Origin of the sequence: Crenobacter intestini (genome assembly GCF_004919095.1) — a bacterium.
Classification (GTDB): domain Bacteria; phylum Pseudomonadota; class Gammaproteobacteria; order Burkholderiales; family Chromobacteriaceae; genus Craterilacuibacter; species Craterilacuibacter intestini.
Genome location: NZ_STGJ01000008.1, coordinates 104,212 through 129,090, shown reverse-complemented (window position 1 = coordinate 129,090; position 24,879 = coordinate 104,212). Strand labels below are relative to the sequence as shown.

At 65.6% G+C, this 24,879-nt stretch carries 25 protein-coding genes; 7 read left to right on the top strand and 18 right to left on the bottom strand.

The features are described 5' to 3' along the window. Positions 1-7: 7 nt before the first annotated feature. From rseP to E5K04_RS16650, 9 genes are all read right to left on the bottom strand, one after another. Positions 8-1,348, bottom strand: coding sequence for an RIP metalloprotease RseP (gene rseP / locus E5K04_RS08730; protein ID WP_136553076.1), 1,341 nt, complete (start codon positions 1,346-1,348; stop codon positions 8-10). Then, the gene (ispC, locus tag E5K04_RS08725; RefSeq protein WP_136553074.1) at positions 1,342-2,520 is read right to left on the bottom strand and encodes a 1-deoxy-D-xylulose-5-phosphate reductoisomerase; all 1,179 of its coding nucleotides are present in this window, start codon (positions 2,518-2,520) and stop codon (positions 1,342-1,344) included. The genes rseP and ispC overlap by 7 nt, the downstream gene beginning before the upstream one ends. A gap of 13 nt (positions 2,521-2,533) precedes the next feature. Further along, positions 2,534-3,331, bottom strand: coding sequence for a phosphatidate cytidylyltransferase (locus E5K04_RS08720; protein ID WP_136553072.1), 798 nt, complete (start codon positions 3,329-3,331; stop codon positions 2,534-2,536). 1 nt (position 3,332) lies between these two features. After that, entirely contained in the window at positions 3,333-4,082 is a 750-nt protein-coding gene (gene uppS, locus E5K04_RS08715; RefSeq protein WP_168929195.1) for a polyprenyl diphosphate synthase, read from the bottom strand. Positions 4,083-4,091: 9 nt separating this feature from the next. Continuing rightward, positions 4,092-4,649, bottom strand: a complete 558-nt coding sequence (frr, locus tag E5K04_RS08710; protein ID WP_136553070.1) for a ribosome recycling factor — start codon at positions 4,647-4,649, stop codon at positions 4,092-4,094. An 80-nt stretch (positions 4,650-4,729) separates the two neighbouring features. After that, positions 4,730-5,449, bottom strand: coding sequence for a UMP kinase (gene pyrH, locus E5K04_RS08705; RefSeq protein WP_136553068.1), 720 nt, complete (start codon positions 5,447-5,449; stop codon positions 4,730-4,732). Between the two features lie 85 nt (positions 5,450-5,534). Next, on the bottom strand, positions 5,535-6,401 hold the full coding sequence (gene tsf / locus E5K04_RS08700) for a translation elongation factor Ts (RefSeq protein ID WP_136553066.1): 867 nt from the start codon (positions 6,399-6,401) through the stop codon (positions 5,535-5,537). Between the two features lie 75 nt (positions 6,402-6,476). Further along, positions 6,477-7,205: a 30S ribosomal protein S2 gene (gene rpsB, locus E5K04_RS08695; RefSeq protein WP_136553064.1), complete on the bottom strand. Its 729-nt coding sequence runs from the start codon at positions 7,203-7,205 to the stop codon at positions 6,477-6,479. 129 nt (positions 7,206-7,334) lie between these two features. Then, a complete protein-coding gene (locus E5K04_RS16650; protein WP_168929194.1) occupies positions 7,335-7,511 on the bottom strand; it encodes a hypothetical protein in 177 nt (58 codons plus the stop codon). A gap of 77 nt (positions 7,512-7,588) precedes the next feature. On the opposite strand from E5K04_RS16650, the gene E5K04_RS08690 reads away from it, so the two are divergent. After that, the gene (locus E5K04_RS08690; RefSeq protein WP_136553062.1) at positions 7,589-8,629 is read left to right on the top strand and encodes an NAD(P)H-dependent flavin oxidoreductase; all 1,041 of its coding nucleotides are present in this window, start codon (positions 7,589-7,591) and stop codon (positions 8,627-8,629) included. Here the strand turns inward: E5K04_RS08690 and E5K04_RS08685 are convergent. From E5K04_RS08685 to rimP, 8 genes are all read right to left on the bottom strand, one after another. After that, positions 8,615-9,421, bottom strand: a complete 807-nt coding sequence (locus E5K04_RS08685; RefSeq protein WP_136553060.1) for a M90 family metallopeptidase — start codon at positions 9,419-9,421, stop codon at positions 8,615-8,617. The genes E5K04_RS08690 and E5K04_RS08685 overlap by 15 nt on opposite strands. A gap of 68 nt (positions 9,422-9,489) precedes the next feature. Continuing rightward, positions 9,490-11,637 carry a polyribonucleotide nucleotidyltransferase gene (pnp, locus tag E5K04_RS08680; RefSeq protein ID WP_136553058.1) on the bottom strand — a complete coding sequence of 716 codons (2,148 nt, stop codon included), beginning with the start codon at positions 11,635-11,637 and terminating at the stop codon, positions 9,490-9,492. A 164-nt stretch (positions 11,638-11,801) separates the two neighbouring features. Next, positions 11,802-12,071 (bottom strand): 30S ribosomal protein S15, encoded by a 270-nt coding sequence (gene rpsO / locus E5K04_RS08675; RefSeq protein ID WP_136553056.1) that lies wholly within the window; start codon positions 12,069-12,071, stop codon positions 11,802-11,804. A 71-nt stretch (positions 12,072-12,142) separates the two neighbouring features. After that, positions 12,143-13,063, bottom strand: coding sequence for a tRNA pseudouridine(55) synthase TruB (gene truB / locus E5K04_RS08670; RefSeq protein ID WP_136553054.1), 921 nt, complete (start codon positions 13,061-13,063; stop codon positions 12,143-12,145). After that, positions 13,060-13,458: a 30S ribosome-binding factor RbfA gene (gene rbfA, locus E5K04_RS08665; RefSeq protein WP_136553052.1), complete on the bottom strand. Its 399-nt coding sequence runs from the start codon at positions 13,456-13,458 to the stop codon at positions 13,060-13,062. Before rbfA ends, truB begins: the two co-directional genes overlap by 4 nt. Before the next feature lie 79 nt (positions 13,459-13,537). Then, positions 13,538-16,315, bottom strand: coding sequence for a translation initiation factor IF-2 (infB, locus tag E5K04_RS08660; RefSeq protein WP_136553050.1), 2,778 nt, complete (start codon positions 16,313-16,315; stop codon positions 13,538-13,540). Positions 16,316-16,350: 35 nt separating this feature from the next. Then, positions 16,351-17,832, bottom strand: a complete 1,482-nt coding sequence (gene nusA / locus E5K04_RS08655; RefSeq protein WP_136553048.1) for a transcription termination factor NusA — start codon at positions 17,830-17,832, stop codon at positions 16,351-16,353. A gap of 48 nt (positions 17,833-17,880) precedes the next feature. Beyond that, on the bottom strand, positions 17,881-18,306 hold the full coding sequence (rimP, locus tag E5K04_RS08650; protein ID WP_136553046.1) for a ribosome maturation factor RimP: 426 nt from the start codon (positions 18,304-18,306) through the stop codon (positions 17,881-17,883). 259 nt (positions 18,307-18,565) lie between these two features. On the opposite strand from rimP, the gene E5K04_RS08645 reads away from it, so the two are divergent. The 5 genes from E5K04_RS08645 to E5K04_RS08625 all read left to right on the top strand — a co-directional run bounded on the left by E5K04_RS08645 (position 18,566) and on the right by E5K04_RS08625 (position 23,686). Beyond that, the gene (locus E5K04_RS08645) at positions 18,566-20,239 is read left to right on the top strand and encodes a long-chain-fatty-acid--CoA ligase (RefSeq protein WP_136553044.1); all 1,674 of its coding nucleotides are present in this window, start codon (positions 18,566-18,568) and stop codon (positions 20,237-20,239) included. Positions 20,240-20,314: 75 nt separating this feature from the next. Continuing rightward, positions 20,315-21,445, top strand: a complete 1,131-nt coding sequence (locus tag E5K04_RS08640) for a PilT/PilU family type 4a pilus ATPase (RefSeq protein WP_136553042.1) — start codon at positions 20,315-20,317, stop codon at positions 21,443-21,445. 10 nt (positions 21,446-21,455) lie between these two features. Next, positions 21,456-21,806, top strand: coding sequence for an arsenate reductase (locus tag E5K04_RS08635; protein ID WP_136553040.1), 351 nt, complete (start codon positions 21,456-21,458; stop codon positions 21,804-21,806). Next, positions 21,803-22,936, top strand: coding sequence for a succinyl-diaminopimelate desuccinylase (dapE, locus tag E5K04_RS08630; protein WP_136553038.1), 1,134 nt, complete (start codon positions 21,803-21,805; stop codon positions 22,934-22,936). The genes E5K04_RS08635 and dapE overlap by 4 nt, the downstream gene beginning before the upstream one ends. A gap of 120 nt (positions 22,937-23,056) precedes the next feature. Then, complete coding sequence (locus tag E5K04_RS08625; protein ID WP_136553036.1) at positions 23,057-23,686, top strand: MarC family protein; 630 nt, start codon at positions 23,057-23,059, stop codon at positions 23,684-23,686. A 22-nt stretch (positions 23,687-23,708) separates the two neighbouring features. Here the strand turns inward: E5K04_RS08625 and E5K04_RS08620 are convergent, their stop codons facing one another. Then, on the bottom strand, positions 23,709-24,446 hold the full coding sequence (locus E5K04_RS08620; protein ID WP_136553034.1) for an SDR family oxidoreductase: 738 nt from the start codon (positions 24,444-24,446) through the stop codon (positions 23,709-23,711). Between the two features lie 92 nt (positions 24,447-24,538). Here E5K04_RS08620 and E5K04_RS08615 point away from each other — a divergent pair, with 92 nt between their 5' ends. Then, on the top strand, positions 24,539-24,877 hold the full coding sequence (locus E5K04_RS08615) for an FKBP-type peptidyl-prolyl cis-trans isomerase (protein WP_136553032.1): 339 nt from the start codon (positions 24,539-24,541) through the stop codon (positions 24,875-24,877). Positions 24,878-24,879 lie beyond the last annotated feature (2 nt).

Here is a 24,879-nt window from a genome sequence, read left to right as displayed (position 1 = left end):
TCGATTATCAGCCTCCGAGCATTCGGCCCAGATCATTAAAAAGGGCAATCATCATCAGTGTCAGGATCAGGGCTAAGCCCAGCCGCTGCCCGATCTGCTGGGCGCGTTCGCTCAAGGGACGCCCCCTGACCAATTCCGCGACATAATACAGCAAGTGCCCCCCATCCAGCACGGGTACGGGGAGCAGGTTGAGCACCCCGAGGCTGACGCTGATCACCGCCATGAAGGAGAGGTAGCTCTGCCAGCCCATGCTGGCCGTCTTGCCAGCGTAGTCGGCGATGGTCAGCGGCCCGCTGATCGCGTCGAGCGAGACCTGGCCGACGAACATGCCGCCCATCATCTTGAGGGTCTGCGCCGACATCCGCCAGGTGCGCTCAACCGCCTGCACCAGCGCGCCGAAAACGCCGTAATCGACCGGGCGGCGCAAGCTGGCGAGCCACGCCTCGTCGAGCGCCGGCGCGGCGCCGATCCGCCCCTGCACGACGCCGCCCGCCTCGACGGACGCAGGTCGCAGCGCAAGCTGCAGCGTGCGCCCGGCGCGCTCGACGCCGACCTGCATCAACTGGCCTGGCCTGTTCTGGATCGCCACCACCCATTCACCCCAGCCGGCGACGGTACGGCCGTCCAGCGTCTTCAATATGTCGCCCTTGGCCAGCCCCGCCTGCTCGGCGGCGCCACCGGGCTCTACAAACGCGATCTTGGGCAGGAAGCGCTGCGGCAGCACGCCGATCCGGCCGACGGTCTTTTCGTCCAGCCGCGTCAGGCCGAAGCGTTCGAGGTCGACCGGCAGGTTGAGCACCCGCTGGCCGCGTTCGACTTCGACGACGAGTTGCCCCGCGCTGCCGACCCCTTCGGCCATCGCCGAGCGCAGTGCGTCCCAGTCCGCCACCGGCTCGCCGTTGACGGCGCGCACGGTGTCCCCCGGCAACAGGCCCGCCGCCGACGCGGCGCTTTGCGGCACCACCATGCCCACGCGCGGCGCCAGCGTCTCGCCGCCGGGCAGCAGCACCGCGTAAAAAAGGACGATCGCCGTCAGGAAGTTGGCGAGCGGACCGGCGACCACGATCGCGATACGCTTGAACACGGACTGCGTGTTGAAGGCCTGGCTGCGCTCGGCCGCGTCGACCGGCCCTTCGCGCTCGTCGAGCATCTTCACGTAACCGCCCAGGGGCACCAGCGCGACCACCCACTCGGTGCCGCCGCGCACGAAGCGCAAGATCGGCTTGCCGAAGCCGATCGAGAAGCGCAACACCTTCACGCCGCACCAGCGCGCGACCAGGTAGTGGCCGAATTCGTGCACGGTCACCAGCACGCCGATCGCGACCAGGAAGGCGACGACGGTCAGCATGCGGCGATCCGTTGCCAGGCCCACGCGCGCACTTCGGCGTCGCGCGCGAGCAGCGCGTCGACCGAGCCGCTAGCGATAAGGTCCTGCGTGGCGAGCGCGTCCTCGATCAGCGCGGGGATGCCGGAGAACGGGATGCGCCGCTCGAGGAAGGCGGCGACCGCGACCTCGTTGGCGGCGTTGAGTACGCAGGTCGCATCCCCGCCCGCCTCCAGCGCCTGGTAGGCCAGGCGCAGACAGGGGAAGCGCGCAAGGTCCGGCGCCTCGAAGGTGAGCCCGGAGAGCGCCATGAAGTCGAGCGGCGCGACGTCCGCCCGGATACGCTCGGGCCAGGCCAGCGCGCAGGCGATCGGCGTCTTCATGTCGGGCTCGCCAAGCTCGGCGATCACCGAGCCGTCACGGTAGCGCACCATCGAGTGGATCACGCTTTGCGGGTGGACGACGACCTCGATGTCGGCGGCCGGCACATCAAACAGCCAGCGCGCCTCGATCAGCTCGAGCCCCTTGTTCATCAGGCTCGCCGAGTCGACCGAGATCTTGCGCCCCATCGACCAGTTCGGGTGCGCGCACGCCGCCTCGGGCGTCGCCCGCGCGATCGCGTCTGCGCCCCAGGTACGGAACGGGCCGCCGGAGGCGGTCAGCACCAGTTTCTCGACGCCGGCGGCGCGCATGTCGCCCGACCACGCGGCCGGCAAGGACTGGAAGATCGCGTTGTGCTCGCTGTCCACCGGCAACAGCGTCGCGCCGCAGCGCGCCACCTCGCGCATGAAGAGCGCGCCGGCAACCACCAGCGACTCCTTGTTGGCGAGCAGCACGCGCTTGCCCGCACGCACCGCGGCCATCGAGGGCGCGAGCCCCGCCGCGCCGACGATGGCCGCCATCACCACGTCAGTCTCGTCTAGGGCGGCGACGCGGCACAGCGCATCCTCGCCACACAGCACCTCGGTGGCGCAGTCGGCTTCCGCCAGCAGCGTGCGCAGGCGCCGCGCGCCCGCGTCGTCGGGGACGACCGCGAAGCGGGCCGAAAAACGCACGCACTGGGCGGCCAGCCTGTCCAGTTGCGAGAAGCCGGTCAGCGCGACCACGTGGTAGCGCTCGGGGTGCAGCGCGAGCACGTCGAGCGTGCTGCAACCTATGCTGCCGGTCGCGCCCAGTACGGTAACGCCGAGTGTCATGAGGGATTCCTTGTCAGCCGAACAGCACCAGCAGCGCGTGGGTGACGGCCAGCACGGCGATCAGGCTGTCGATGCGGTCGTAGACGCCGCCGTGGCCGGGCAAGAGTGCGCTGCTGTCCTTGATGCCCGCCGAACGCTTGAACCAGGACTCGAGCAGGTCACCCTCGACGCTGACCGCGGTCAAGGCGAGCGCGACCGGCAACAGCGCCGAGAGCGGCAGGGCCACCTGCACCCAGCCCAGCCGGGTAACCAGCACCGTATAGACGCACACGGCGATGAGCGCGCCGTACACGCCTTCCCAGCTCTTGCCCGGGCTGATCGCCGGCGCGAGTTTCCTGCGGCCGAAGGCCTTGCCGGAGAAGTACGCGGCGACGTCGGCCACCCATACGAGGCCCATCACTGCAAGCAAGGACAACCCTGCATCAGGCTTCGGGCGCAAGCCCACCAGCGCGAACCAGCAAGGCAGCAGCATCAGCCAGCCCAGCAGCATCGCGCGCGCGCCCGAACCCAGCACCCAGCGCCTGGCAAGCCACATCGGCGCGCCTACCAGCCAGAAAGCGAGCACCGCCCACTGCGCGGCGGCAGGCAATTGGAAACCGGTGGACCAGGCCGCGCCGGCCAGAGCCGTCGATACCGCGAGGTAACCCCAGCGCAGCGCACCGCCAATCGCGGCCATGCGGGTGAACTCCCACAGGGCGACGACGACGATCAGCCAGGAGAAGGCCGCCCAGGCAGCCGGCGGCAGCGCAAACAATGCATATAGCATTATCGGCAGCAGGACAAGGGCGGTCAGGATGCGGGTCTTGAGCATGTCAGCCTCGCTGCGCCTCGGGCGGCAGCTGTTCGCTGGTGCGGCCAAAACGCCGCTCGCGCGCACGGTAAGACGCGAGCGCGGCGTCCAGCGCGCTACGGTCGAAGTCGGGCCACAGCAGGTCGGTGAAATACAGTTCGGTGTAGGCAAGCTGCCACAACAGGAAGTTGCTGATGCGCTGCTCGCCGCCGGTACGAATGAAAAGGTCGGGCTCGGGTGCATCGCCCAGCGACAGCTGGCCATACAGCTTGGCCTCGTCGATTTCGCGCACACCCTCGGCGATCAGGCGGTTGACCGCCTGCAGCACGTCCCAGCGGCCGCCGTAGTCGGCGGCGATCGAGAGCGTCAAGCCGGTATTGCCGGCCGTGCGCGCCTCGGCCGCCTCGATGCGTGCGACCAGTTCCGGCGCAAAGCGCTCGCGCGCGCCGATCACCCGCAGGCGGATGTTGCGCTCGGCCAGGCGCTCGACCTCGCGCTCAAGTGCGCCTATGAAGAGCCCCATCAGGAAGGAGACTTCGTCCGGCGGACGGCGCCAGTTCTCTGTCGAGAAGGCAAACAGCGTCAGGTAGCCGACGCCGAGCTCGGCGCAGGCCTTGACCGTCTCCCGCACGGCGTCCAGGCCCTTCTTGTGCCCGGCCACGCGCGGCAGCAGCCGCTTCTTGGCCCAGCGGCCGTTGCCGTCGAGGATGATCGCGATATGGCGCGGCACCGCCGAAACCGGCGGCACCGACTGGGTGGAAGTCGTGTTCAAGACGGCCCCTTACACGGCCATCAGGTCGGTTTCCTTGGCCGCCAGCGCCTTGTCGACCTCGGCAATGTACTTGTCGGTCAGCTTCTGGATGTCGTCCTGCGCGCGGCGCTCGTCGTCCTCGGTGATCGCCTTGTCCTTGATCAGGTTCTTCAGCTCGTTGTTCGCGTCGCGGCGGATGTTGCGCACGGCGACACGCGCACCCTCGGCCTCGCCACGCACCACCTTGATCAGGTCGCGGCGGCGCTCTTCGGTCAACATCGGCATCGGCACGCGGATCAGGTCGCCCATCGACGCGGGATTCAGGCCGAGGTCGCAGTCGCGGATCGCCTTCTCTACCTTGGCAAGCATGTTCTTTTCCCACGGCTGCACGCCGATGGTGCGCGCGTCGATCAGGTTGACGTTCGCCACCTGGTTGACCGGCGTCGGGTTGCCGTAGTAATCGACCATGACGTGATCAAGAATGCCGGTATGCGCGCGGCCGGTACGGACCTTGTTCAGGTCGTTCTTGAAGGCCTCGAGCGATTTCTGCATCTTCTGCTCGGCCGTGTTCTTGACGTCGTTGATCATGTTCACTCCACTTTCTCAATCGGAAAAACAAGGCGGAAAGCGGCGATACGCCGTTTCCGCCCGTCAAAATCTGTAATGGTTCAGCAGTGTACCAGCGTGCCTTCGTCTTCGCCAAGCACGACCCGGGTCAGCGCGCCCTGTTTGAAAATGCTGAACACCTTGATGTTCAGGCCCTGGTCACGGCACAGCGCGAACGCGGTCGCGTCCATCACCTTCAGGTTGCGGCCGATCGCCTCGTCGAAGGTCAGCGTCTGGTAGCGCACGGCCTCGGGGTTCTTCTTCGGGTCGTCGGTGTACACGCCGTCGACCTTGGTCGCCTTGAGCATGATGTCGACGTTCATTTCCATGCCGCGCAGCGCGGCCGCGGTGTCCGTGGTGAAGAAGGGGTTGCCGGTACCGGCGGCGAAGATCACCACCTTACCCTCTTCCAGGTACTGGATCGCCTTGCCGCGCACATAGGGCTCGGCAACCTGCTGCATGGTCAGCGCGGACTGCACGCGGGCGATGATGCCGGCGTTTTCCATCGCGTCCTTCAGCGCCAGCGCGTTCATCACGGTCGCCATCATGCCCATGTAGTCGGCGGTCGCGCGGTCCATGCCGGAAGCCGCCTGCGAGACGCCGCGGAAGATGTTGCCGCCGCCGATGACCACCCCGACCTGCACCCCCAGATCGACGACCTCCTTCACCTGACCGACGATCGCCTCGATCGTCGCGCGGTTGATGCCGTAGCTGTCGTCCCCCATCAGGGCTTCGCCCGAGAGTTTCAGCAGGATGCGTTTGTAAGCGGGAGTCTGGCTCATGGTGACCTCGGTCCGGATGGTTTGGGTATGTATATTTGCAAAACGGCACCCCTCGGGGTGCCGTCGGTTCAAGGCAGCTTGACGCTTAGACCTTGGCAGCCGCAGCGACTTCAGCCGCGTAGTCGACCACTTTCTTCTCGATGCCTTCGCCGACCACGAACATCGCGAACGCGTTGACAGACTGGTTCGCGTCAGCGAGCAGTTTCTCGACGGTGATGTCCGGGTTCTTGACGAACTGCTGGCCCAGCAGGGTCACTTCGGCCAGGTACTTGCGCACGCGGCCTTCGACCATCTTCTCGGCGATCTCGGCCGGCTTGCCTTCAGCCATCGCCTGCTCTTTGTAGATGCGGCGTTCGGTTTCCAGCGTTTCGGCCGGCACCTGGTCCTTGGACACGCAGATCGGCTTGGAAGCGGCGATGTGCATCGCGACGTCGCGGCCCATGGCCTCTTCGCCGTTGATGTCGACCATCACGCCGATCTTCGCGCCGTGCAAGTAGGTTGCGATGGTGCCGGTGGTTTCGAAGCGTGCGAAACGACGCACGTTCATGTTCTCACCCAGCTTGGCGATCGCAGCCTTGCGGATTTCTTCGACGCTCTGGCCGTTCACTTCAACAGCGAGCAGCGCCTCGACGTCGGCCGGGTTGGCCTTGGCAGCCGCTTCGGCAGCCGCGCGCGCGAAGGACAGGAAGGTCTCGTCCTTGGCGACAAAGTCGGTTTCGCAGTTCACTTCAACCATTGCGCCCACGCCGCCTTCAACGAAAGTCGCGATCACGCCTTCGGCTGCGGTACGGCCGGCCAGCTTGGAAGCCTTGTTGCCGGACTTGATGCGCAGGATTTCTTCAGCCTTGGCCATGTCGCCTTCGGCTTCAACCAGTGCCTTCTTGCACTCCATCATGCCCAGACCGGTCGCAGCGCGCAGGTCGCCAACCATTTTTGCGGTGATGTCCGCCATCTTCAATCTCCTGGATTATGTAAATCGGGTATCAAGGTCGGAAAAAAGGGGCTTGCGCCCCTTTGACCGATCCGCTTACTCGGCAGCTGCCGGTTCGGCGGCGACGATTTCCTGGATGGCCTGTGCACGGCCTTCCAGCACCGCGTCAGCGATGCCGCGAGCGTACAGGCGGATCGCACGGCTGGAGTCGTCGTTACCCGGGATCACGTAATCGATACCGTCCGGATTGTTGTTGGTATCAACAACGCCGATCACCGGGATGCCCAGCTTCTGCGCTTCGACGATGGTGCCCTTCTGGTAACCGGTGTCGATCACGAAGATCGCGTCCGGCAGGCCCTTCATGTCCTTGATACCACCCAGCGAGCGCTCGAGCTTGTCGACTTCGCGCTGCAGGTCCAGCAGTTCTTTCTTGTTGAAACCGGTTTCGTCCGCGTTGGCGAGCAGTGCGCTCTTTTCTTCCAGACGCTTGATGGACTGCTTGACCGTCTTGTAGTTGGTCAGCATGCCGCCCAGCCAGCGGTGGTCGACGAAGGGCACGCCTGCGCGGGATGCTTCTTCGCGGATGATGTCACGCGCCTGACGCTTGGTGCCGACAAACATCACGGTACCCTTGTTCGCCGACAGGCGACGAACGTAGTCCTGTGCCGAGATGAACAGCGGCAGGGTCTTTTCCAGGTTGATGATGTGGATCTTGTTACGGCTGCCGAAGATGTACTGATCCATCTTCGGGTTCCAGAAGCGGGTCTGGTGGCCGAAGTGTACGCCGGCTTCCAGCATTTGACGCATGGTCACGGTGGTGCTCATTCAATAAACTCCCAAGGGTTATGCCTCCATTCGCGCAAAAATCCTTGCGGACACCCTTTGGCGCGAATGTGCGTGATGATCCCCGGCCATTCCGGGGACGCGGGATTCTAGCACCGAGCCTGCCGCCGCTCAAGCGTCATCCCGCTCCCGCGCGCGCTCGCGGCGGCGCACGCGGCGCATCCAGCCGATCAGCACCACCGGCAGCACACCGAGGAACAACAGGTAAAACACCGTGGCAAGCACGCTCTCCTGGGCGAGCGAGAACATCAGTACCACGTACAGCCAGCCTATCAGCGCAAGATACATATCCGTGTCAAACAACCGTTTGAAAAATTGCTAAAAGCATAACAGAATGGAGACCCTCCTGATCAGCCCGGCCTGCCATGCACACATCCTTCACCCAGCGCTTCGGCGTCGACCTGCCGCTCGTCTGCCCGGGCATGTCCTATATCGCCACCGCGGAGCTTGTCGCCGCCGTCGCCAACGCAGGCGGGCTCGGCATCCTTGCCAGCGGCCCGCTCGGCCCAGATGCCACCCGCGCCGCCATCCGCCGCATCCGGCAACTGACAAACCGGCCGTTCGGCGTCGGCTGCACCTTGCTGATGCCGGGCAGCGCCGACAACGCGCGGGTCGCGATCGAAGAGCAGGTTCCGGTGATCAACTACTCGCTGGGCAAGGGCGAATGGATCGCCGAGGCCGTGCACGCTTACGGCGGCAAGGTGATCGCGACCGTCACCAGCGAGAAGCACGCCCGCTCGGCCGAAGCCGCAGGCGCCGACGCGCTGCTCGTTACCGGCCACGAGGCCGCCGCGCATGGCGGTGCAGTCACCTCGCTCGCCCTGATCCCCGCCGTGCGTGCCGTCAGCGACCTGCCCGTCATCGCGGCCGGCGGTTTCGCGAACGGGGCCGGCCTTGCCGCCGCGCTGACGCTCGGCGCGGACGCCGTCGCCATGGGCAGCCGCATCGCGACCACCCGCGAGAGCCCGCTGCACGACAGAAGCAAGGCCGCGATCGTCGAGCGCGGCGTCGCCGACACCCTCTACTCGAGAAACTTCGACGGCCTGCCCTGCCGCGTGATGGACACCCAGCACGCCCGCAGCGCCACACGCCGCCCGCTACCCTTGCCGCTGGCCAGCCTGCGCTCAGTCAGCATGGCAAGGCAGATGGGCATGTCGCCACTGAGAGTCGCGCTCGGCGGCCTGCTGCAAAACCCGTGGGGATTGCGCCAGCTCGCTCAGTTCGGCGCGGCGACCGACAGCATCCGCCGCGCCGTCGAGGATGGCGACCTTGAACGCGGCGTGCAGCTGATCGGGCAGTCGCAGGGCCTGATCGCCGACGTGCCGACCGTCGCCGAACTGTTTGCCCGCGTGATGGCCGAGGCAAACGCCAGCCACGCGCGCGTAGGCACCCTACTCCAGCCGTAACGGCGCCGCGTGCTCCGACAGCGGCCACGCGAGACGCGGCAACCTGAGCGAAGGGTCCTGCCGGTAAAACGCCACCAGATGGCGGTAAAGCGCCGGGTAGTCGTCGGCGACCCAGTGCGGCGTCTCGAAGAAGGCTTCGGAGAGCACCGCGAAAAATTCCGCCGGGTCTTCGCCGGCGTAAGGGTCGAGCCAGCCTTCGTGCCCCGCGTCAAGTTCGGCGCAGAACGCCGCGTATGCGGCGCTCCAGTCGCGCGCCCACGCCTGGCGGTCCATCCCCTTGTGCAGGGGCGGACAGCCGTTGGGGGCCCCATCCAGCATGTCGAGCTTGTGCGCGATCTCGTGGATCACCACATTCCAGCCGTCGAGCTGCGCCGAATCGACCGCGTCGGGCAGCGACAGCACCAGCGGCCCGTCCGAGCGTGCCTGCCCGATCAGCACCTGCTCACCCTCGTGCGCGAGACCGGCGTGATCGAGCCACAAGTCACGCGTGACAAAAGCGTCCGGATACAGGATCACCTCGCGCCAGTCTGCCAGCGCAGCGGCGCCCAGGCCCAACACCGGCAAAGCCGCCTGCAGCGCGATCGCGGCCACCGCGTCGTCCTCCAGCGCCCCATCGTCGACGCGCACCAGCGACTTGCCGTCGATAAAGGCGAGCGCCAGTTGCGCCAGGCGCTCAAGCTCCGCCTCGCTCAAGCCGTCCAGCACAGGCAAATGCGCCGCCACCTGCACCAACGTGGCGAGCCTTGCCTCGTCGCGCCGCCGCGCAGCGGGCCACCAGCGTTTCCAGAACATCACCCCTCCTGCACACCAGGCGTAAAAAAGCCCGCGCAACAAGCGCGGGCCTCTTGGACAGCGAAAGCTCAGTTACCCGACTTCAGGCCGAACGATTCGGCGGTCTCGCGGGCGACGCGCGACTCGTCTTCCAGCAGCGCCTTGATCGAAAGGCGGACGCGGCCGCGGTCGTCGGTCTCGATCGCCTTCACGCGCACGACCTGGCCTTCCTTCAGGTGGTCGGACACGTTCTTGATGCGCTCGTTGGCGATCTGCGAGATGTGCACCAGACCGTCCTTGCCCGGCAGGATGGACACGATCGCGCCGACGTTGTTGTCGAGGATCTTGACCACGGTACCTTCGTAGATCTTGCCCACTTCGACTTCGACGGTGATCTCTTCGATCTTCTTGCGGGCGGCGTCGGCGCCTTCCTGCGTCACCGAGGCGATGGTGATGGTGCCGTCGTCCTCGATATTGATCTCGCAGCCGGTTTCCTTGGTGATGCTGCGGATGGTCTCGCCGCCCTTGCCGATCACTTCGCGGATCTTCTCCGGGTTGATCTTCATGGTGAAGAGGCGCGGCGCGAACTCGGACAGGGTCTGCGGGCCTTCGACCGCTTCCTGCATCACGCCGAGGATGTGCAGGCGGCCTTCCTTGGCCTGCGCCAGCGCGACCTGCATGATTTCCTTGGTGATGCCCTGGATCTTGATGTCCATCTGCAGCGCGGTCACACCTTCGGCGGTACCGGCCACCTTGAAGTCCATGTCGCCGAGGTGGTCTTCGTCACCCAGGATGTCCGACAGCACGGCAAAACGGTTGCCTTCGAGGATCAGGCCCATGGCGATGCCGGCCACGTGCGCCTTCAGCGGCACGCCGGCGGACAGCAGCGCGAGGCAGCCGCCGCAGACGGACGCCATCGACGAGGAACCGTTCGACTCGGTGATTTCCGAGACGACGCGCATGGTGTAGCTGAACTCGTCCGCCGGCGGCAGCACGGCCATCAGCGCGCGCTTGGCCAGACGGCCGTGACCGATCTCGCGGCGCTTGGGCGGGCCCATGCGGCCGGCTTCACCGGTCGAGTACGGCGGGAAGTTGTAGTGCAGCATGAAGCGGTCGGTGTACTCGCCGGCCAGCGCGTCGATGATCTGCTCGTCGCGGCTGGTACCCAGCGTCGCGGTCGCGATCGACTGGGTTTCGCCACGGGTGAACAGCGCCGAGCCGTGTACGCGCGGCAGCACGCCGGTACGCACGGCGATCGGACGCACGGTGCGGGTATCGCGGCCGTCGATGCGCGGCTCGCCCGACAGGATCTGGGTGCGGACGATCTCGGCTTCCATGCCCTTGAAGATCGCCTTGATCTCGTTGGCGACCAGGGTCTCGGTCTCTTCGGTGATCAGCGCGGACTTCACGGCGTCCCATGCTTCGGCGAGGGCGGCGGAGCGCAGCTGCTTCTGGCGGATGCGGAAGGCGGCGGCGATCTTCTCGCCAGCGATCTCGCGGATCTTGGCGGTCAGCGCCTCGTCGTGCGCCTTCGGCGCCCAGTCCCACATCACCGGGTTGACTTCGTCAGCCAGCTCGTTGATCGCCTTGATGGCGGCCTGCATCGCGTCGTGGCCGAACACCACGGCGCCCAGCATCACCGCCTCGGACAGCTCCTTGGCTTCGGACTCGACCATCAGCACCGCGCGGTCGGTACCGGCGACCACCAGGTCAAGCGCGGAGGTCGCAAGCTCGGTCTTGGTCGGGTTCAGGATGTATTCGCCGTCGGCGTAACCGACGCGGGCGGCGCCGATCGGACCGGCAAACGGCAGGCCGGAGATCGCCAGCGCGGCGGACGCACCGATCATGGCCGGGATGTCAGAATCGACTTCCGGGTTCAGCGACATCACGGTCGCGACGATCTGCACGTCGTGGTAGAAGCCCTCGGGGAACAGCGGGCGGATCGGACGGTCGATCAGGCGGCTGGTGAGGATTTCCTTCTCGGACTGCTTGCCTTCGCGTTTGAAGAAGCCACCCGGGATCTTGCCGGCGGCGTAGGTACGCTCGAGGTAGTCGACGGTCAGCGGGAAGAAGTCCTGGCCCGGCTTGACGTTCTTGGAGCCGACGACGGAAACCAGCACGACGGTCTCGTCCATCGACACGAGGACGGCACCGGAGGCCTGACGGGCGATTTCGCCGGTCTCGATGGTCACGGTGTGGCGGCCGTACTGGAAGCTCTTGGTGATCTTGTTGAACATGGGGAACCCCTGTTGATTTGGTGAACCTTCGCCGATAACGGGAACCCCTAGAAATGCCGGCCGGATGGGACCGGCATTTCTAGAGGCACACCCCGTCAATTTCGGCGCTGAAACCTGATAAGAAAAAGTCGCAGCCTAGGCTGCGACTTTTCCCGGCTATCCGCTTACTTACGCAGACCCAGACGGGCGAGCAGGCTGCGGTAGCTGTCGACGTTGGTGCGCTTGAGGTAATCAAGCAGGCGACGACGACGGCTAACCATCTTCAGCAGGCCGCGGCGGCTGTGGTGGTCTTTGGTGTTGGCCTTGAAGTGCGGGGTCAGATCGTTGATGCGGGCAGTCAGCAGCGCGATTTGCACTTCCGACGAACCGGTATCGCCTTCCTTGTGCTGGAAGTCCTTGACGATGTCTGCTTTCTGAGCGGCGGTGATGGCCATTTCTTAACTCCAATTTGATGAAGGGCTTGCGCCCGACAAGCAAGGCGAGCCTAGACCCATCCTTGCTTCGCTTAGTCGGCGACCTTGGTCGCCATGAGCCTGGCAGGATGCAGGAAACCTGCCTCCCGTACTTCTCCCAGACCCAGGAAGTCCCGTGTCAACGCTCGGTAAACGCGGAACCGCGGCATTATTGCACGATCCTGGTCGAATTGGACAGCCATGCCGTGCATGAAACGCGAAAAATCCGCCTCGTCCAGCGCGTGTTCGGGCAAATGGCCGACCAGCACGTCGACCGGCAACAGGCAGACGTCACGCCCTGCTTCGTCCATTTCTTCCAGCGCGGGCAGCGTGCACGAGGCGTCCAGCGTGAAGCCGGCGGTCGCGGTTCGGCGCAGCGCCGACAGGTGCGCGCCGCAACCGAGCGCCTCGCCGATGTCCTCGCCCAGCACCCGGATATACGTGCCCTTGCTGCAACGCACGTTAAGCTCCGCGCTCACGCCGTCGAACGACAAGAGCTCAATCGAATGGATGGTCACCCGACGCGCCTGCCGATCGATTTCGACCCCGGCACGAGCGTACTCATAGAGCGCCTTGCCCTGGTGCTTGAGTGCCGAGTACATCGGCGGCACCTGGTCGATCACGCCGGTAAAACGCGTGATCGCCGCACGCAGCGCCGCCTCGTCGAAGGCCACCTCGCGCTCGCTGATCACCTCGCCCTCGGCGTCGCCGGTCGTCGTCTTCTGCCCGAAGCGCACGGTGGTGCGGTACGCTTTGTCCGCGTCGAGCAGGAAGGACGAAAACTTGGTCGCCTCACCGAAGCACACCGGCAACAAGCCGCTGGCGAGCGGGTCGAGCACGCCGGTGTGGCCGGCCTTGGCCGCCTGGTACAGCCTGCGCGCGTGCTGCAGCGCGCCGTTGCTCGACACGCCCAAGGGCTTGTCCAGCAGCAGCACGCCATCTACTACACGCTTGACCCTGCGAAACTGCGTCATTCTGCCGCGTCGTCCGCAAGCTTGCCGCGGTTCGCCGCGTCCTGGCCCGACACCTCGTCGATCAGCCGGCTCATGTGCACGCCACGCTCGATCGACTCGTCGTACACGAAGTGCAGTTGCGGCACTGTAAACACCTTGAGGCCGCGCGCGAGTTCGCTCCGCAGGTAGCCGGCCGAGTGGTCGAGGATTTCCTGCGTCAGCGCGCGCTTGTCTTCCTGCATCACGGTGTAATAGATCTTGGCGTGCGAGTAGTCGCGCGTCACTTCAACCGACGTGATCGTCACGAAGCCCACGCGCGGGTCCTTCAGGCCGGCACGGATCAGCTCGGCAAGATCACGCTGGATCTGGTCGGCCATGCGGTCGGCGCGGGAAAAGGTCTTCCTAGCCATCTTGATGTCCTTTTGTTTCGTTCAGCAAAAAGGCGGGGGCGCCGGGCTTGCCCGGCCGCCACCCGCCTTGCGGTCCGCCGTAGGCTTACAGCGTACGCGCGACTTCGACGATCTCGAACGCCTCTAGCTGGTCACCTTCGTGGATGTCGTTGAAGTTCTTCAGCATCAGGCCGCACTCGTAGCCCTGCTTCACTTCCTTCACGTCGTCCTTGAAGCGCTTGAGCGACTCGAGTTCGCCGGTATGCACGACCACGTTGTTGCGGATCAGGCGTACCAGCGACGAACGCTTGACCAGGCCGTCGGTCACCATACAGCCGGCGATGTTGCCGACCTTGGACACGGTGATCACCTGACGGATCTCGACCATGCCGGTAATGGTTTCCTTCTTCTCCGGCGCGAGCATACCGGAGAGCGCCGCCTTTACCTCATCCACGGCGTCGTAGATGATGTTGTAGTAGCGGATGTCGACGCCTTCGTTCTCGGCAAGCTTGCGCGCGGCCGCGTCGGCACGCGTGTTGAAGCCGATCACGATGGCCTTGGACGCGATCGCCAGGTTGACGTCGGATTCGGTGATGCCGCCGACGCCCGAGTGCAGGATGTTGACGCGGACTTCGTCGGTCGACAGCTTCTGCAGGCTGCCCGCCAGCGCTTCGTACGAACCCTGCACGTCGGCCTTGATGATGATCGACAGCGATTGCACCTCGCCTTCGGCCATCTGCGCGAACATGTTCTCCAGCTTGGCCGCCTGCTGCTTGGCCAGACGCACGTCGCGGTACTTGCCTGCACGGAACAGCGCGATTTCGCGTGCCTTCTTCTCGTCGGCCAGCACCATCGCGTCCTCGCCTGCCTGCGGGACGTCGGACAGTCCGAGGATCTCGACCGGGATCGCCGGGCCGGCCGCATCGACCTGCGCGCCGTTCTCGTCGATCATCGCGCGAACACGGCCGAAGGCGGTGCCGGCGAGCACGACGTCGCCCTTCTTCAGGGTGCCGGACTGCACCAGCAGCGTCGCCACCGGGCCGCGCCCCTTGTCGAGGCGCGCCTCGACGATGATGCCCTTGGCCGGCGCGTCGACCGGCGCGTGCAGTTCGAGCACTTCGGCCTGCAGCAGGATCGCCTCGAGCAGGCCGTCGATATTGATGCCCTGCTTGGCGGACACCTCGACGAACTGCGTGTCGCCACCCCAGTCCTCGGGCACCACTTCCTGCGCAACCAGTTCCTGGCGGATACGCTCGGGGTTCGCGCCTTGCTTGTCGATCTTGTTGACCGCGACGACCATCGGCACACCGGCCGCCTTCGCGTGGTGGATCGCCTCGATGGTCTGCGGCATCACGCCGTCGTCGGCGGCAACCACCAGCACGACGATGTCGGTCGCCTTCGCGCCGCGGGCACGCATCGCGGTAAACGCCTCGTGACCCGGGGTATCGAGGAAGGTGATCATGCCGCGCGGTGTCTTCACGTGGTAGGCCCCGATATGCTGGGTAATGCCACCCGCTTCACCGGCCGCCACCTTCGCGCGACGGATGTAGTCGAGCAGCGAGGTCTTGCCGTGGTCGACGTGACCCATCACGGTCACCACCGGCGAACGCGGCAGCGACTCGACAGCTTCCTCGCCGGCCTTCTCCAGGTAAGCTTCCGGATCGTCGGTCTGGGCTGCCTTGGCGACGTGACCCATTTCCTCGACGATGATCATCGCGGTTTCCTGGTCGAGCACCTGGTTGATGGTCACCATCATGCCCATCTTCATCAGGACCTTGATCACCTCGGCCGCCTTGACCGCCATCCTGTGCGCGAGGTCGGCGACGGTGATCGTCTCCGGCACCAGCACTTCATGGATGATAGGCTCGGTCGGCGCGTGGAAGGCGTTCTGGCCGTTGTTCTTGTTGCGGCCACCCTTCTTGGACTTCCAGCCGCCACCCATGTCGCCGCCCTTAGTCTTCAGGCCACGGCCACCCTTCTTGCCGTCTTCCCAGCCACCGTCACGGCCACCCTTCTTGGCACCCTTCTTATCGCCAGGACGAGCACCCGGCGACGAAGGCGCCGGCGCTGCCGGCTGTGCACCACCCGCTGCAGGCAGGCGTGCGGTCGGGTTGCGCGGGGTCGACGATACCGACTGGCGGTTGGCCGACGGACGCGCCGAACGCACCGACGCCTCGTCACGCTTCTCGGCGGGCTTCGCAGCCGGTGCGGGCTTCGGTGCCTCGACCGGCTTGGGCGCGTTCTTCGCGGCGATCGCGGCCTGACGGCGCGCTTCACGCTCCTGCTTCTCGCGGATCATCGCTTCCTGACGCGCACGCAGTTCGGCGTGGCGACGCGCCTCGGCTTCACGGGCAGCGACTTCTTCCGCGGACAGGATGGACTGCGGCGCAGCCGGCTGCGGAGCGGCCTTGGGCACTGCCTTCGGCTCCGGCTTCGGCTCTGCCTTGGGCTCGGGTTTCGGTTCCGGCTTGGGTTCAGGCTTGGGTTCAGGCTTCGGCTCAGGCTTCGGTTCCGGCTTGGGCTCGGGTTTCGGCTCCGGCTTCGGCTCGGGTTTCGGCTCCGGCTTGGGTTTCGGCTGCACGGCCGGTTGCGCCAGTTCTTCCGGCGGACGCACGAATACACGCTTCTTGCGGGTTTCCACGGTCACGGCCTTGCCGTCGGCAGCGCGCACTTCGCTGGTCTGCTTGCGCGCAACGGTTACATGCGGATCCTGCGCGGTGCCGTGGGCACGCTTCAAGTGGCCCAGCAGCTGGCTCTTGTCCTGTTCGGTCAAGGAGTCGTCCGCGGAGCGCTTGGCGACGCCGGAGGCACGCAACTGCTCAAGCAGGCGTTCCGGGGTCAGGCCAAGCTCGGCCGCAAACTGTCTTACATTAGTCAATGCCATTCGTCTTCCTACAATCAGTCAATTCAGCTCGATGCTTACTCGGCAAACCAGTGCTCGCGCGCCTTCATAATCAGCGCCCGCGCCGGCTCGGCTTCCATGCCGGTGATGTCCACCAGATCGTCGACGGCAAGATCCGCCAGGTCGTCGCGTGTCACCACGCCGTTCTCGGCCAGCTTGCGCACCAGCTCGGCATCGAGGCCTTCCAGATTGCGAAGCTCGTCTTCCACACTTTCCACCTTCTCTTCGGTGGCAATCGCCTGGGTCAGCAGCGCGTCACGCGCGCGGCTACGCAGGTCGTTGACGAAGGCTTCGTCAAAGCCCTCGATTTCCAGCATTTCGTCGATCGGCACATAGGCCACTTCTTCCAGCGAAGTGAAGCCTTCCTGCACCAGGGTTGCAGCCTCGTCCTCGGTCAAGGCCAGCAGGTCGACGAACAGCTGACGCACCACCGCGTCCTCGGCCTCGAGTTTTTCCTCGGCCTCTTCCACGGTCATGATGTTGATGTTCCAGCCGGTCAGTTCGGCCGCCAGGCGGACGTTCTGGCCACCTCGGCCGATCGCGAACGCCAGCTGGTCTTCGGCAACCACGACGTCCATCGCGTGGTTGTCCTCGTCGATCATGATGCGGCTCACTTCGGCCGGCGACAGCGCGTTGATCACGAACTGAGCCGGATCCGGCGACCACAACACGATATCGACGCGCTCGCCGGAGAGCTCCTGCGTCACGGCCTGCACGCGCGAGCCGCGCATGCCGATGCAGGTACCTTGCGGGTCGACACGCGGATCGTTCGACTTGACGGCGATCTTGGCGCGCATCCCCGGGTCGCGGGCGGCTTCCTTTATCTCGAGCAGGCCTTCCTCGATTTCGGGCACTTCAAGCTCGAACAGCTTGACCAGGAATTCCGGACAGGTCCGCGACAGCACCAGTTGCGGGCCGCGGCCCAGACGGTCGATGCGCATCAGGTAGGCACGCGCGCGGTCACCGACGCGCAGGTTTTCCTTCGGGATCATCTGGTCGCGCGGCAGCACGGCTTCGAGCTTGCCCACTTCGACCACGGCGTTGCCGCGCTCGATGCGCTTGATGGTACCCAGCACCATGTTGTCGCTGCGTGCGAGGAAGTCGCTGAGCAGCTGCTCGCGCTCTGCGTCGCGGATTTTCTGCAGGATCACCTGCTTGGCGGTCTGCGCGCCGATGCGGCCGAATTCGACCGCCTCCATCGGCTCTTCGATCACGCTACCGATCTCTGCGCGCGGGTCCTTCTCGCGCGCTTCCTCCAGGGTGACTTCGCGCGCGGGCACTTCAAGCAGATCGTCCTCGACGACCGTCCAGCAGCGGAAAGTACTGTAAAGACCGGTCAGGCGGTCGATCTCGACGCGCACATCCATGTCTTCCTCGTTGTGGAACTTCTTCTTGGTGGCAGACGCCAGCGCCATTTCCAGCGCGGAAAACACCACATCACGGCTTACATTCTTCTCGCTTGCCAGCGCGTCGACCAGCAACAAAATCTCGCGACTCATTCATTCCTCCGCATTCTTGACCCCGGGACGGGATCGCTGACCTTGGCCTTAAAACTCGGGCTCGAGCCTAGCCTTGTCGATATTGGTCAGTTCGATTGCCACCATCCGGCCTTCCACTTCGAGGCTGAGAACACCGTTCTCGACCCCGATGAGACGGCCGGTAAACTTCTTCTGCCCGTCCACCGGCAGACGCGTGCGCAGCTTGGCCAACTGGCCGGCAAATCGCACGAAATCCGCTTCCTTCTTCAGCGGCCGATCCAGACCCGGGCTCGAAACTTCCAGCCGGCTGTAATCGATGTTTTCCACCATGAAAAGACGGGTCATGTGGTTGCTGACGCTCACGCAATCCTCGACCGTCACACCACCTTGCTTGTCCATGAAAACACGAATGCCGCCGCCCGGCGTCAGCTCGCAATCGACGAGCTCGTAACCCAGGCCCGGCAGGGTGTTTTCCAACAGCTGACGTACATCCATTAGTCGTTTTCCGCAAATAAAAAATGGGCGAACCGCCCATCACTAAACATCCAGAGTGTAAACCATTCAGCACAAAAAAGAAAATGGCGCAGCCGGAGCAGCCGCTTGTCGCGCACGACAGACGCCCCATGACAACGGAGCGCTTTGCAGGGATGTTTTAGTTCCGGTAAATTGGAGGATGGGCAAAACAACAATGCAAACAGGCTAGAGCCTGCGCCAAAGATGCACAGGCAGCCATCACGAAGGAGAAGGGCTAACCATGGACAAGGTGTGGTTCAAGAACTACCAGCAGGGGGTCGCGCACGAGATCGACGTCAATACCTTCGCCTCGATCAACGAAGTGTTCGACAAGAGCGTCGCACGCTTCCGTGACCGCCCTGCCGTCGCCTGCATGGACAAGGTGCTCAGCTACTGCGAACTCGACCGCAAGGTTTCCGACTTCGCGTCCTACCTTCAGCAACTTGGCCTCTCCAAGGGCAGCCGCGTCGCCATCATGATGCCCAACCTGCTGCAGTACCCGATCTGCGTGTTCGGCACGCTGCGCGCAGGCTGCACCGTGGTCAACGTCAACCCGCTCTACACTCCGCGCGAACTCGAGCACCAGCTGAACGACTCGGGCGCCGAAACCATCGTCATCCTCGAGAACTTCGCTTCCGTGCTCGAGGACGTGATCCGCAAGACCCGCATCAAGCATGTGGTGGTCGCGTCGATCGGCGACATGCTGGGCTTCCCCAAGGGTGCGATCGTCAACTTCGTCGTGCGCAAGGTCAAGAAGATGGTGCCGGCGTGGCAACTGCCCGCCTACACCCGCTTCAACGACGCGCTCGCCCAGGGCGCACGCAAACCGCCGGTCAAGGTCGCGGTCGGCCACGACGACATCGCCTTCCTGCAGTACACCGGCGGTACCACCGGTGTCTCCAAGGGGGCGATGCTGATCCACCGCAACATCGTCGCCAACATGCTGCAGGCCGGCGAATGGATCAAACCCGCCGTGCGCGAAGGGCAGGAGGTGATCATCACTGCGCTGCCGCTCTACCATATCTTCTCGCTGACCGCGAACCTGATGGCGTTCACCGAGATCGGCGCGCTCAACGTGCTGATCACCAACCCGCGCGACATCCCGGGCTTCATCAAGGAGATCAAGAAGTACCCGATCACCGCGATGACCGGCGTGAACACCCTCTTCAACGCCCTGCTCAACCACCCGGACTTCAAGACTGTCGACTTCTCGACCTGGCGCCTGACGCTGGGCGGCGGCATGGCCGTGCAAAAGGCCGTCGCAGAACGCTGGAAGCAGATGACCGGCGTGACGCTGGTCGAAGCCTACGGCCTGACCGAAACCAGCCCGGCCGCGTGCATCAACCCGCTCGACCTCAAGGACTACAACGGCACCATCGGCGTGCCGGTGCCGTCGACCGACATCCAGATCCGCGACAGCGAAGGCCGCGAAGCCGCCCAAGGCGAGGCGGGCGAGCTGTGCATCAAGGGGCCGCAGGTGATGAAGGGCTACTGGAACCGCCCGGAAGAAACCGCCAAGGTGATCGACGCCGAGGGCTTCCTCGCCACCGGCGACATGGCCATCATCACGCCCGAGGGCTTCGTCAAGCTGGTCGACCGCAAGAAGGACATGATCCTGGTCTCCGGCTTCAACGTCTACCCGAACGAGATCGAGGACGTGGTCGCGATGCACCCGGGCGTGCTCGAGGTCGCGTGCATCGGCGTGCCGGACGAAAAGTCCGGCGAACTCGTCAAGGTGTTCGTGGTCAGGAAGGATCCGGCGCTGACCGCCGAAGCGGTGATCGAACACTGCAAGCAGAACCTGACCGGCTACAAGGTGCCGAAGTTTGTCGAGTTCCGCGACGAGCTGCCGAAGACCAACGTCGGCAAGATCCTGCGCCGCGCACTGCGCGACGCAGCGCCCGCCAAGGCCTAAGAACCATCCCAAGAAGCCCCGGAGCCGGCCCCGCCGCTTCGGGGCTTTTTTGCTCACAGCAAGGAAGCCCGCCCGATGATGATGCTGCCCTTTTTCCGGCTGATGGCCGAACACGCCGCCAGCGACACCTTCTACACCGGCGGCGCGCCGGTCCAGATCAAGATCGACGGCGTGCTGCGTGCTGTCGGCGACAAGGTGCTCGGCCACGAACAGGTGCAGCAGCTCGCGTACAGCCTGATGGACGCCGACGAGATCGCCCGCTTCGAGCGGGACCTGGAAATGAACTTCGCGCGACAGGCCGAAGGCCTGGGCAACTTCCGCGTCAACCTGTTCCGCCAGCGCGGGCAGGTCGCGATGGTGGTGCGCCGCATCGCCCCCAAGGCTCCCGACCTTGACGAGCTGAACCTGCCGCAATCACTGCAGTCACTGGTCGGCCTCAAACGCGGGCTGATCGTCGTCGCCGGCGCCACCGGCTCGGGCAAGAGCTCGACCGTCGCCGCGCTGATCGAACAGCGCAAGCGCACGCAAAGCGGCCACATCCTCACCGTGGAAGACCCGGTCGAGTACCTGTTCGAGCATGGCCGCTCCATCGTCAACCAGCGGGAGATCGGGCTGGATACCCACTCCTACGGCTCGGCACTCAAGAACGCGATGCGCGAGGCGCCCGATGTGCTGATGATCGGCGAGATCCGCGACGCCGAGACGCTGACCCACGCGATCAACTACGCACAGTCGGGCCACCTGTGCATCACCACCTTTCACGCGAGCAACAGCTACCACATGCTCAACCGCATGATCAGCTTCTTCCCCCCGCAGACGCGCGAGGCGCTGCTGATGGACCTGTCGCAGGCGCTCAAGGCGGTGATCTCGCAGCGCCTCCTGCCGTCGACCGGCGGCAAGCTGATCCCGGCGGTCGAGCTGATGCTCAACACCCCGCATATCGGCGAGCTGATCCGCGCCGGCGAGATCGACAAGATCAAGGACGCGATCGAGGCGACGCTGGCCGAAGGCGCGCAGACCTTCGAGCAGGCGCTGTTCCGCCTCTACAACAGCGGCCAGATCACGCTGGACGAGGCGATGAAGAACGCCGACTCGCCGACCAACCTGTACTGGCTCGTCAACAACAACGAAAATGCCAAGCGCCCGTCGACCGGCGCCGCCCAGGAGGCCGCGCCCGACTTCGACGGCTTCATCCTCAACCAGTGAGTCCCGCCCCATGCTGACCGTTTACGGCATCCCCAACTGCGGCACCGTCAAGAAGGCCCGCCAGTGGCTCGTCGACCACGAGGTCGACTTCGCCTTCCACGACTTCAAGAAACAGGGCGTCCCGCAGGACACGCTCGCGCGCTGGGCCGACGCCGTCGGCGTCGAGACGCTCGTCAACCGCAAGGGCACCACCTGGCGTGCACTCCCGCCCGACGCGCAGGCCGCCTGCGTCAGCCGCGAAGGCGCACTCGCCCAACTGGCGGCAACCCCCTCGCTGATCAAGCGCCCCGTCCTCGACGACGGACAGGCCGTCACCGTCGGCTTTGACGAGGCGGCCTACCGGACGCGGCTGGGCCGATGAGCGCGGCGCTCGAACTGGCGCGCGAATTGATCCGCCGCCCGTCGGTCACCCCGCACGACGCCGGCTGCCTTGATGTCATCAGCCGGCGCCTCGCCGCGCTGGGCTTCACGCTCGAGCGTTTCGACCATGCGGGCGTCAGCAACCTGTGGGCACGCAAGGGGCGCAGCGCCCCCTTGCTGTGCTTCGCCGGCCACACCGACGTGGTGCCGAGCGGGCCGGAAGAGCGCTGGCGGCACCCGCCGTTCGCCGCGGCAATCGAAAACGGCAAGCTGTACGGCCGCGGCGCGGCCGACATGAAGGGCGGCATCGCCGCCTTTGTGACGGCACTGGAAGAGTTTCTCGCCGAACACCCCGCGCACGCAGGCTCGGTCGCGCTGCTGTTGACCTCGGACGAGGAAGGCCCGGCCGAACACGGCACGCGGCGCGTCGTCGACGCGCTTGTCGCACGCTCCGAGCAGATCGACTGGTGCCTGGTCGGCGAGCCGAGTTCGGGCGCACGACTGGGCGACACCCTGCGCCACGGGCGGCGCGGCTCGCTGTCGGCGACGCTGACCGTCGAGGGCGTGCAAGGCCACGTCGCCTACCCCGGGCTTGCCGACAACCCGCTGCACCGGCTCGCGCCGGCGCTGGCCGAACTCGTGGCCACCCGCTGGGACGACGGCGACGACGACTTCCCGGCCACCGGCCTGCAGGTCTCCAACCTCAACGCCGGGACCGGCGCCGGCAACGTGATCCCGGGCCACGCGACCCTGCGCTTCAACTTCAGGCACGGCCCGGCCAGCCCGGCCGACACGCTGGTCCGCCAAAGCGAGGCGCTGTTTGCGCGCCACGGCATCCGCGGGCACTGGCAATGGCGCAGCGGCGGCGAACCCTTCGTGTCGCAACCGGGTGCGCTTGCCCACGCACTTGAAGCCGCGATCGCCGCAGAAACCGGCCTGACGCCGGCGCACTCGACCGGCGGTGGCACCTCGGACGGGCGCTTCATCAAGCGCATCGCCGGCGAGGTGATCGAATTCGGCCTCAGGAACGACAGCATCCACCAGATCGACGAATGCGTGTCCGTCGCCGATCTTGACGCATTAACGGCCATTTACCGGCGCACGCTGGCCACGCTGCTGGCCGGAAATTGATGGTGTCATGACATAGACTGGTATCGGCCGGCCGCCGGCCGGCCGGCTGACGCGGGCGTATCCGTTCCCGTCACCAGCTTGAAAGCCCTTGCCGACCCTTAGCAGGTAAGATTCGCCGCCATGGAACTGGAAATCATCAAGATCTTCACCGCCCTCTTGGTACTGGTGAACCCGCTGGGCGCTATCCCGATCTTTATCAGCCTCACCCCGAACGCATCACAATCCGAACGCAAGTCGATCGCCAAGACCACCGCGACCGCGGTCGCCGTGGTGATGGTGGTGTTCGCGCTGGTCGGCGACGCGCTGCTCAAATTCCTCGGCATCAGCATCGGCTCGTTCCAGGTCGGTGGCGGCATGCTGCTGATGCTGATCGCGATCTCGCTGATGAACGCCAAGTCCTCGCCGACCAAGACGACCAAGCAGGAACGCGAGGAAGCCGAAGCCAAGACCAATATCGCGGTGGTACCGATGGCGATCCCGCTGATGACGGGTCCGGGCACCATGTCGACGGTGATCATTTACGCGAGCGCGGCGCATGGCTGGCTGCAGATGCTCGCGCTGATCATCAGCGGCCTCCTGGTCGCCGCCGCCTGCTACGTGACGCTGGTGATGGCCACCCCGATCAGCCGTGTGCTGGGCCAGACCGGCATCAACATCGTCAACCGGGTGATGGGTATGATCCTCGCCGCCCTGTCGATCGAGATCATCGTCGACGGCATCTACCGCCTGTTCCCGCAACTCACGCGCTAGCGCGGCCCGCGCAAGCAAGAGCTCAGCCCGCCGGCAAGCTTCGCACGTCGGCAAGCGGCGCCTCGCCGAAGGCGCCGGACTCCAGGTAAGCCAGCACCTTGGCCGCCGCCGCGCCGGGCGACGTCAAAGCCCCCGTGTCCTTCAGCGCGACAAAGCGCTCCCGAGCCGGAAAGTCGCCGGGCGTCGTCCTGCGGATCTGCGCCTGCATCGCGGTGTCGATTACGCCGGGCGCGACCGAGGCGATGCGCAGCCCGGCGTGGTTTTCCGCGGCCAGCGTGCGCGCGTGCATGTCGAGCGCCGCCTTGCTCGCGCAGTACATGCTCCAGCCGGGGTAAGGCTGGCGGCCGGCGCCGCTACCCACGTGCAGCACCCGCCGGTCCGCCAGCGCCGCCGTCGCGCCGACGAAGGCGTCGGCAAGCATCATGGGGGCAGCCACATTCAGCGCAACGGCCCGCGCGAGCAGCGCGGCGCCCTGCGCGCCGGCCTGCGCCTGTGGCGTAAGCGTCCCCGCGTTATTGACAAGCCACGCCCGCCCGGCCCCGGCCAGAAAACGCGCAAGCGTCCCGCCTGCAAGCCAGCGCGCCAGCGCCTCGCTGTCGGCAAGATCGAGCCGGACCTCGGCGAGGTGCGCATGGCACGCGGCGAGTGCCGCGTTTTTCGAGCGCGAGAGCGCCAGCACCGGCACGCAGCGATCGAGCAAGGCGGCGGCCAGCGCCGCGCCCAGCCCCTGGCTGTGGCCGGTCAACACGACCTTGAGCATGAATACCCCCTGAAAAGCCGCGCCGCGCCTTGAGGCTGCCGACGCGGTAGAATGCCGCCCTTTGCAATACCGAGCCCACAAGGAGGCACAGCATGCAGCAGGAAGTCCGTATCGAAGAGATCGTCGCAGGCGAAGGCAAGGCCGCCGTCAAGGGCGCGCTGATCACCGCCCACTACACCGGCTACCTCGCCGACGGCACCCGCTTCGAGTCCTCGCACGACAAGGGCCGGCCGTTCCAGTGCGTGATCGGCACCGGCCGCGTGATCAAGGGCTGGGACATCGGCCTGATGGGCATGAAAGAAGGCGGCCAGCGCCGCCTGTTCGTCCCCGCCGCGCTCGCCTACGGCGAGCGCGCGATCGGCGACCGCATCCCGGCCAATTCCGACCTCGTGTTCGAGATCGAGCTGATCGAGGTGCTGACCCGCGACTGAGC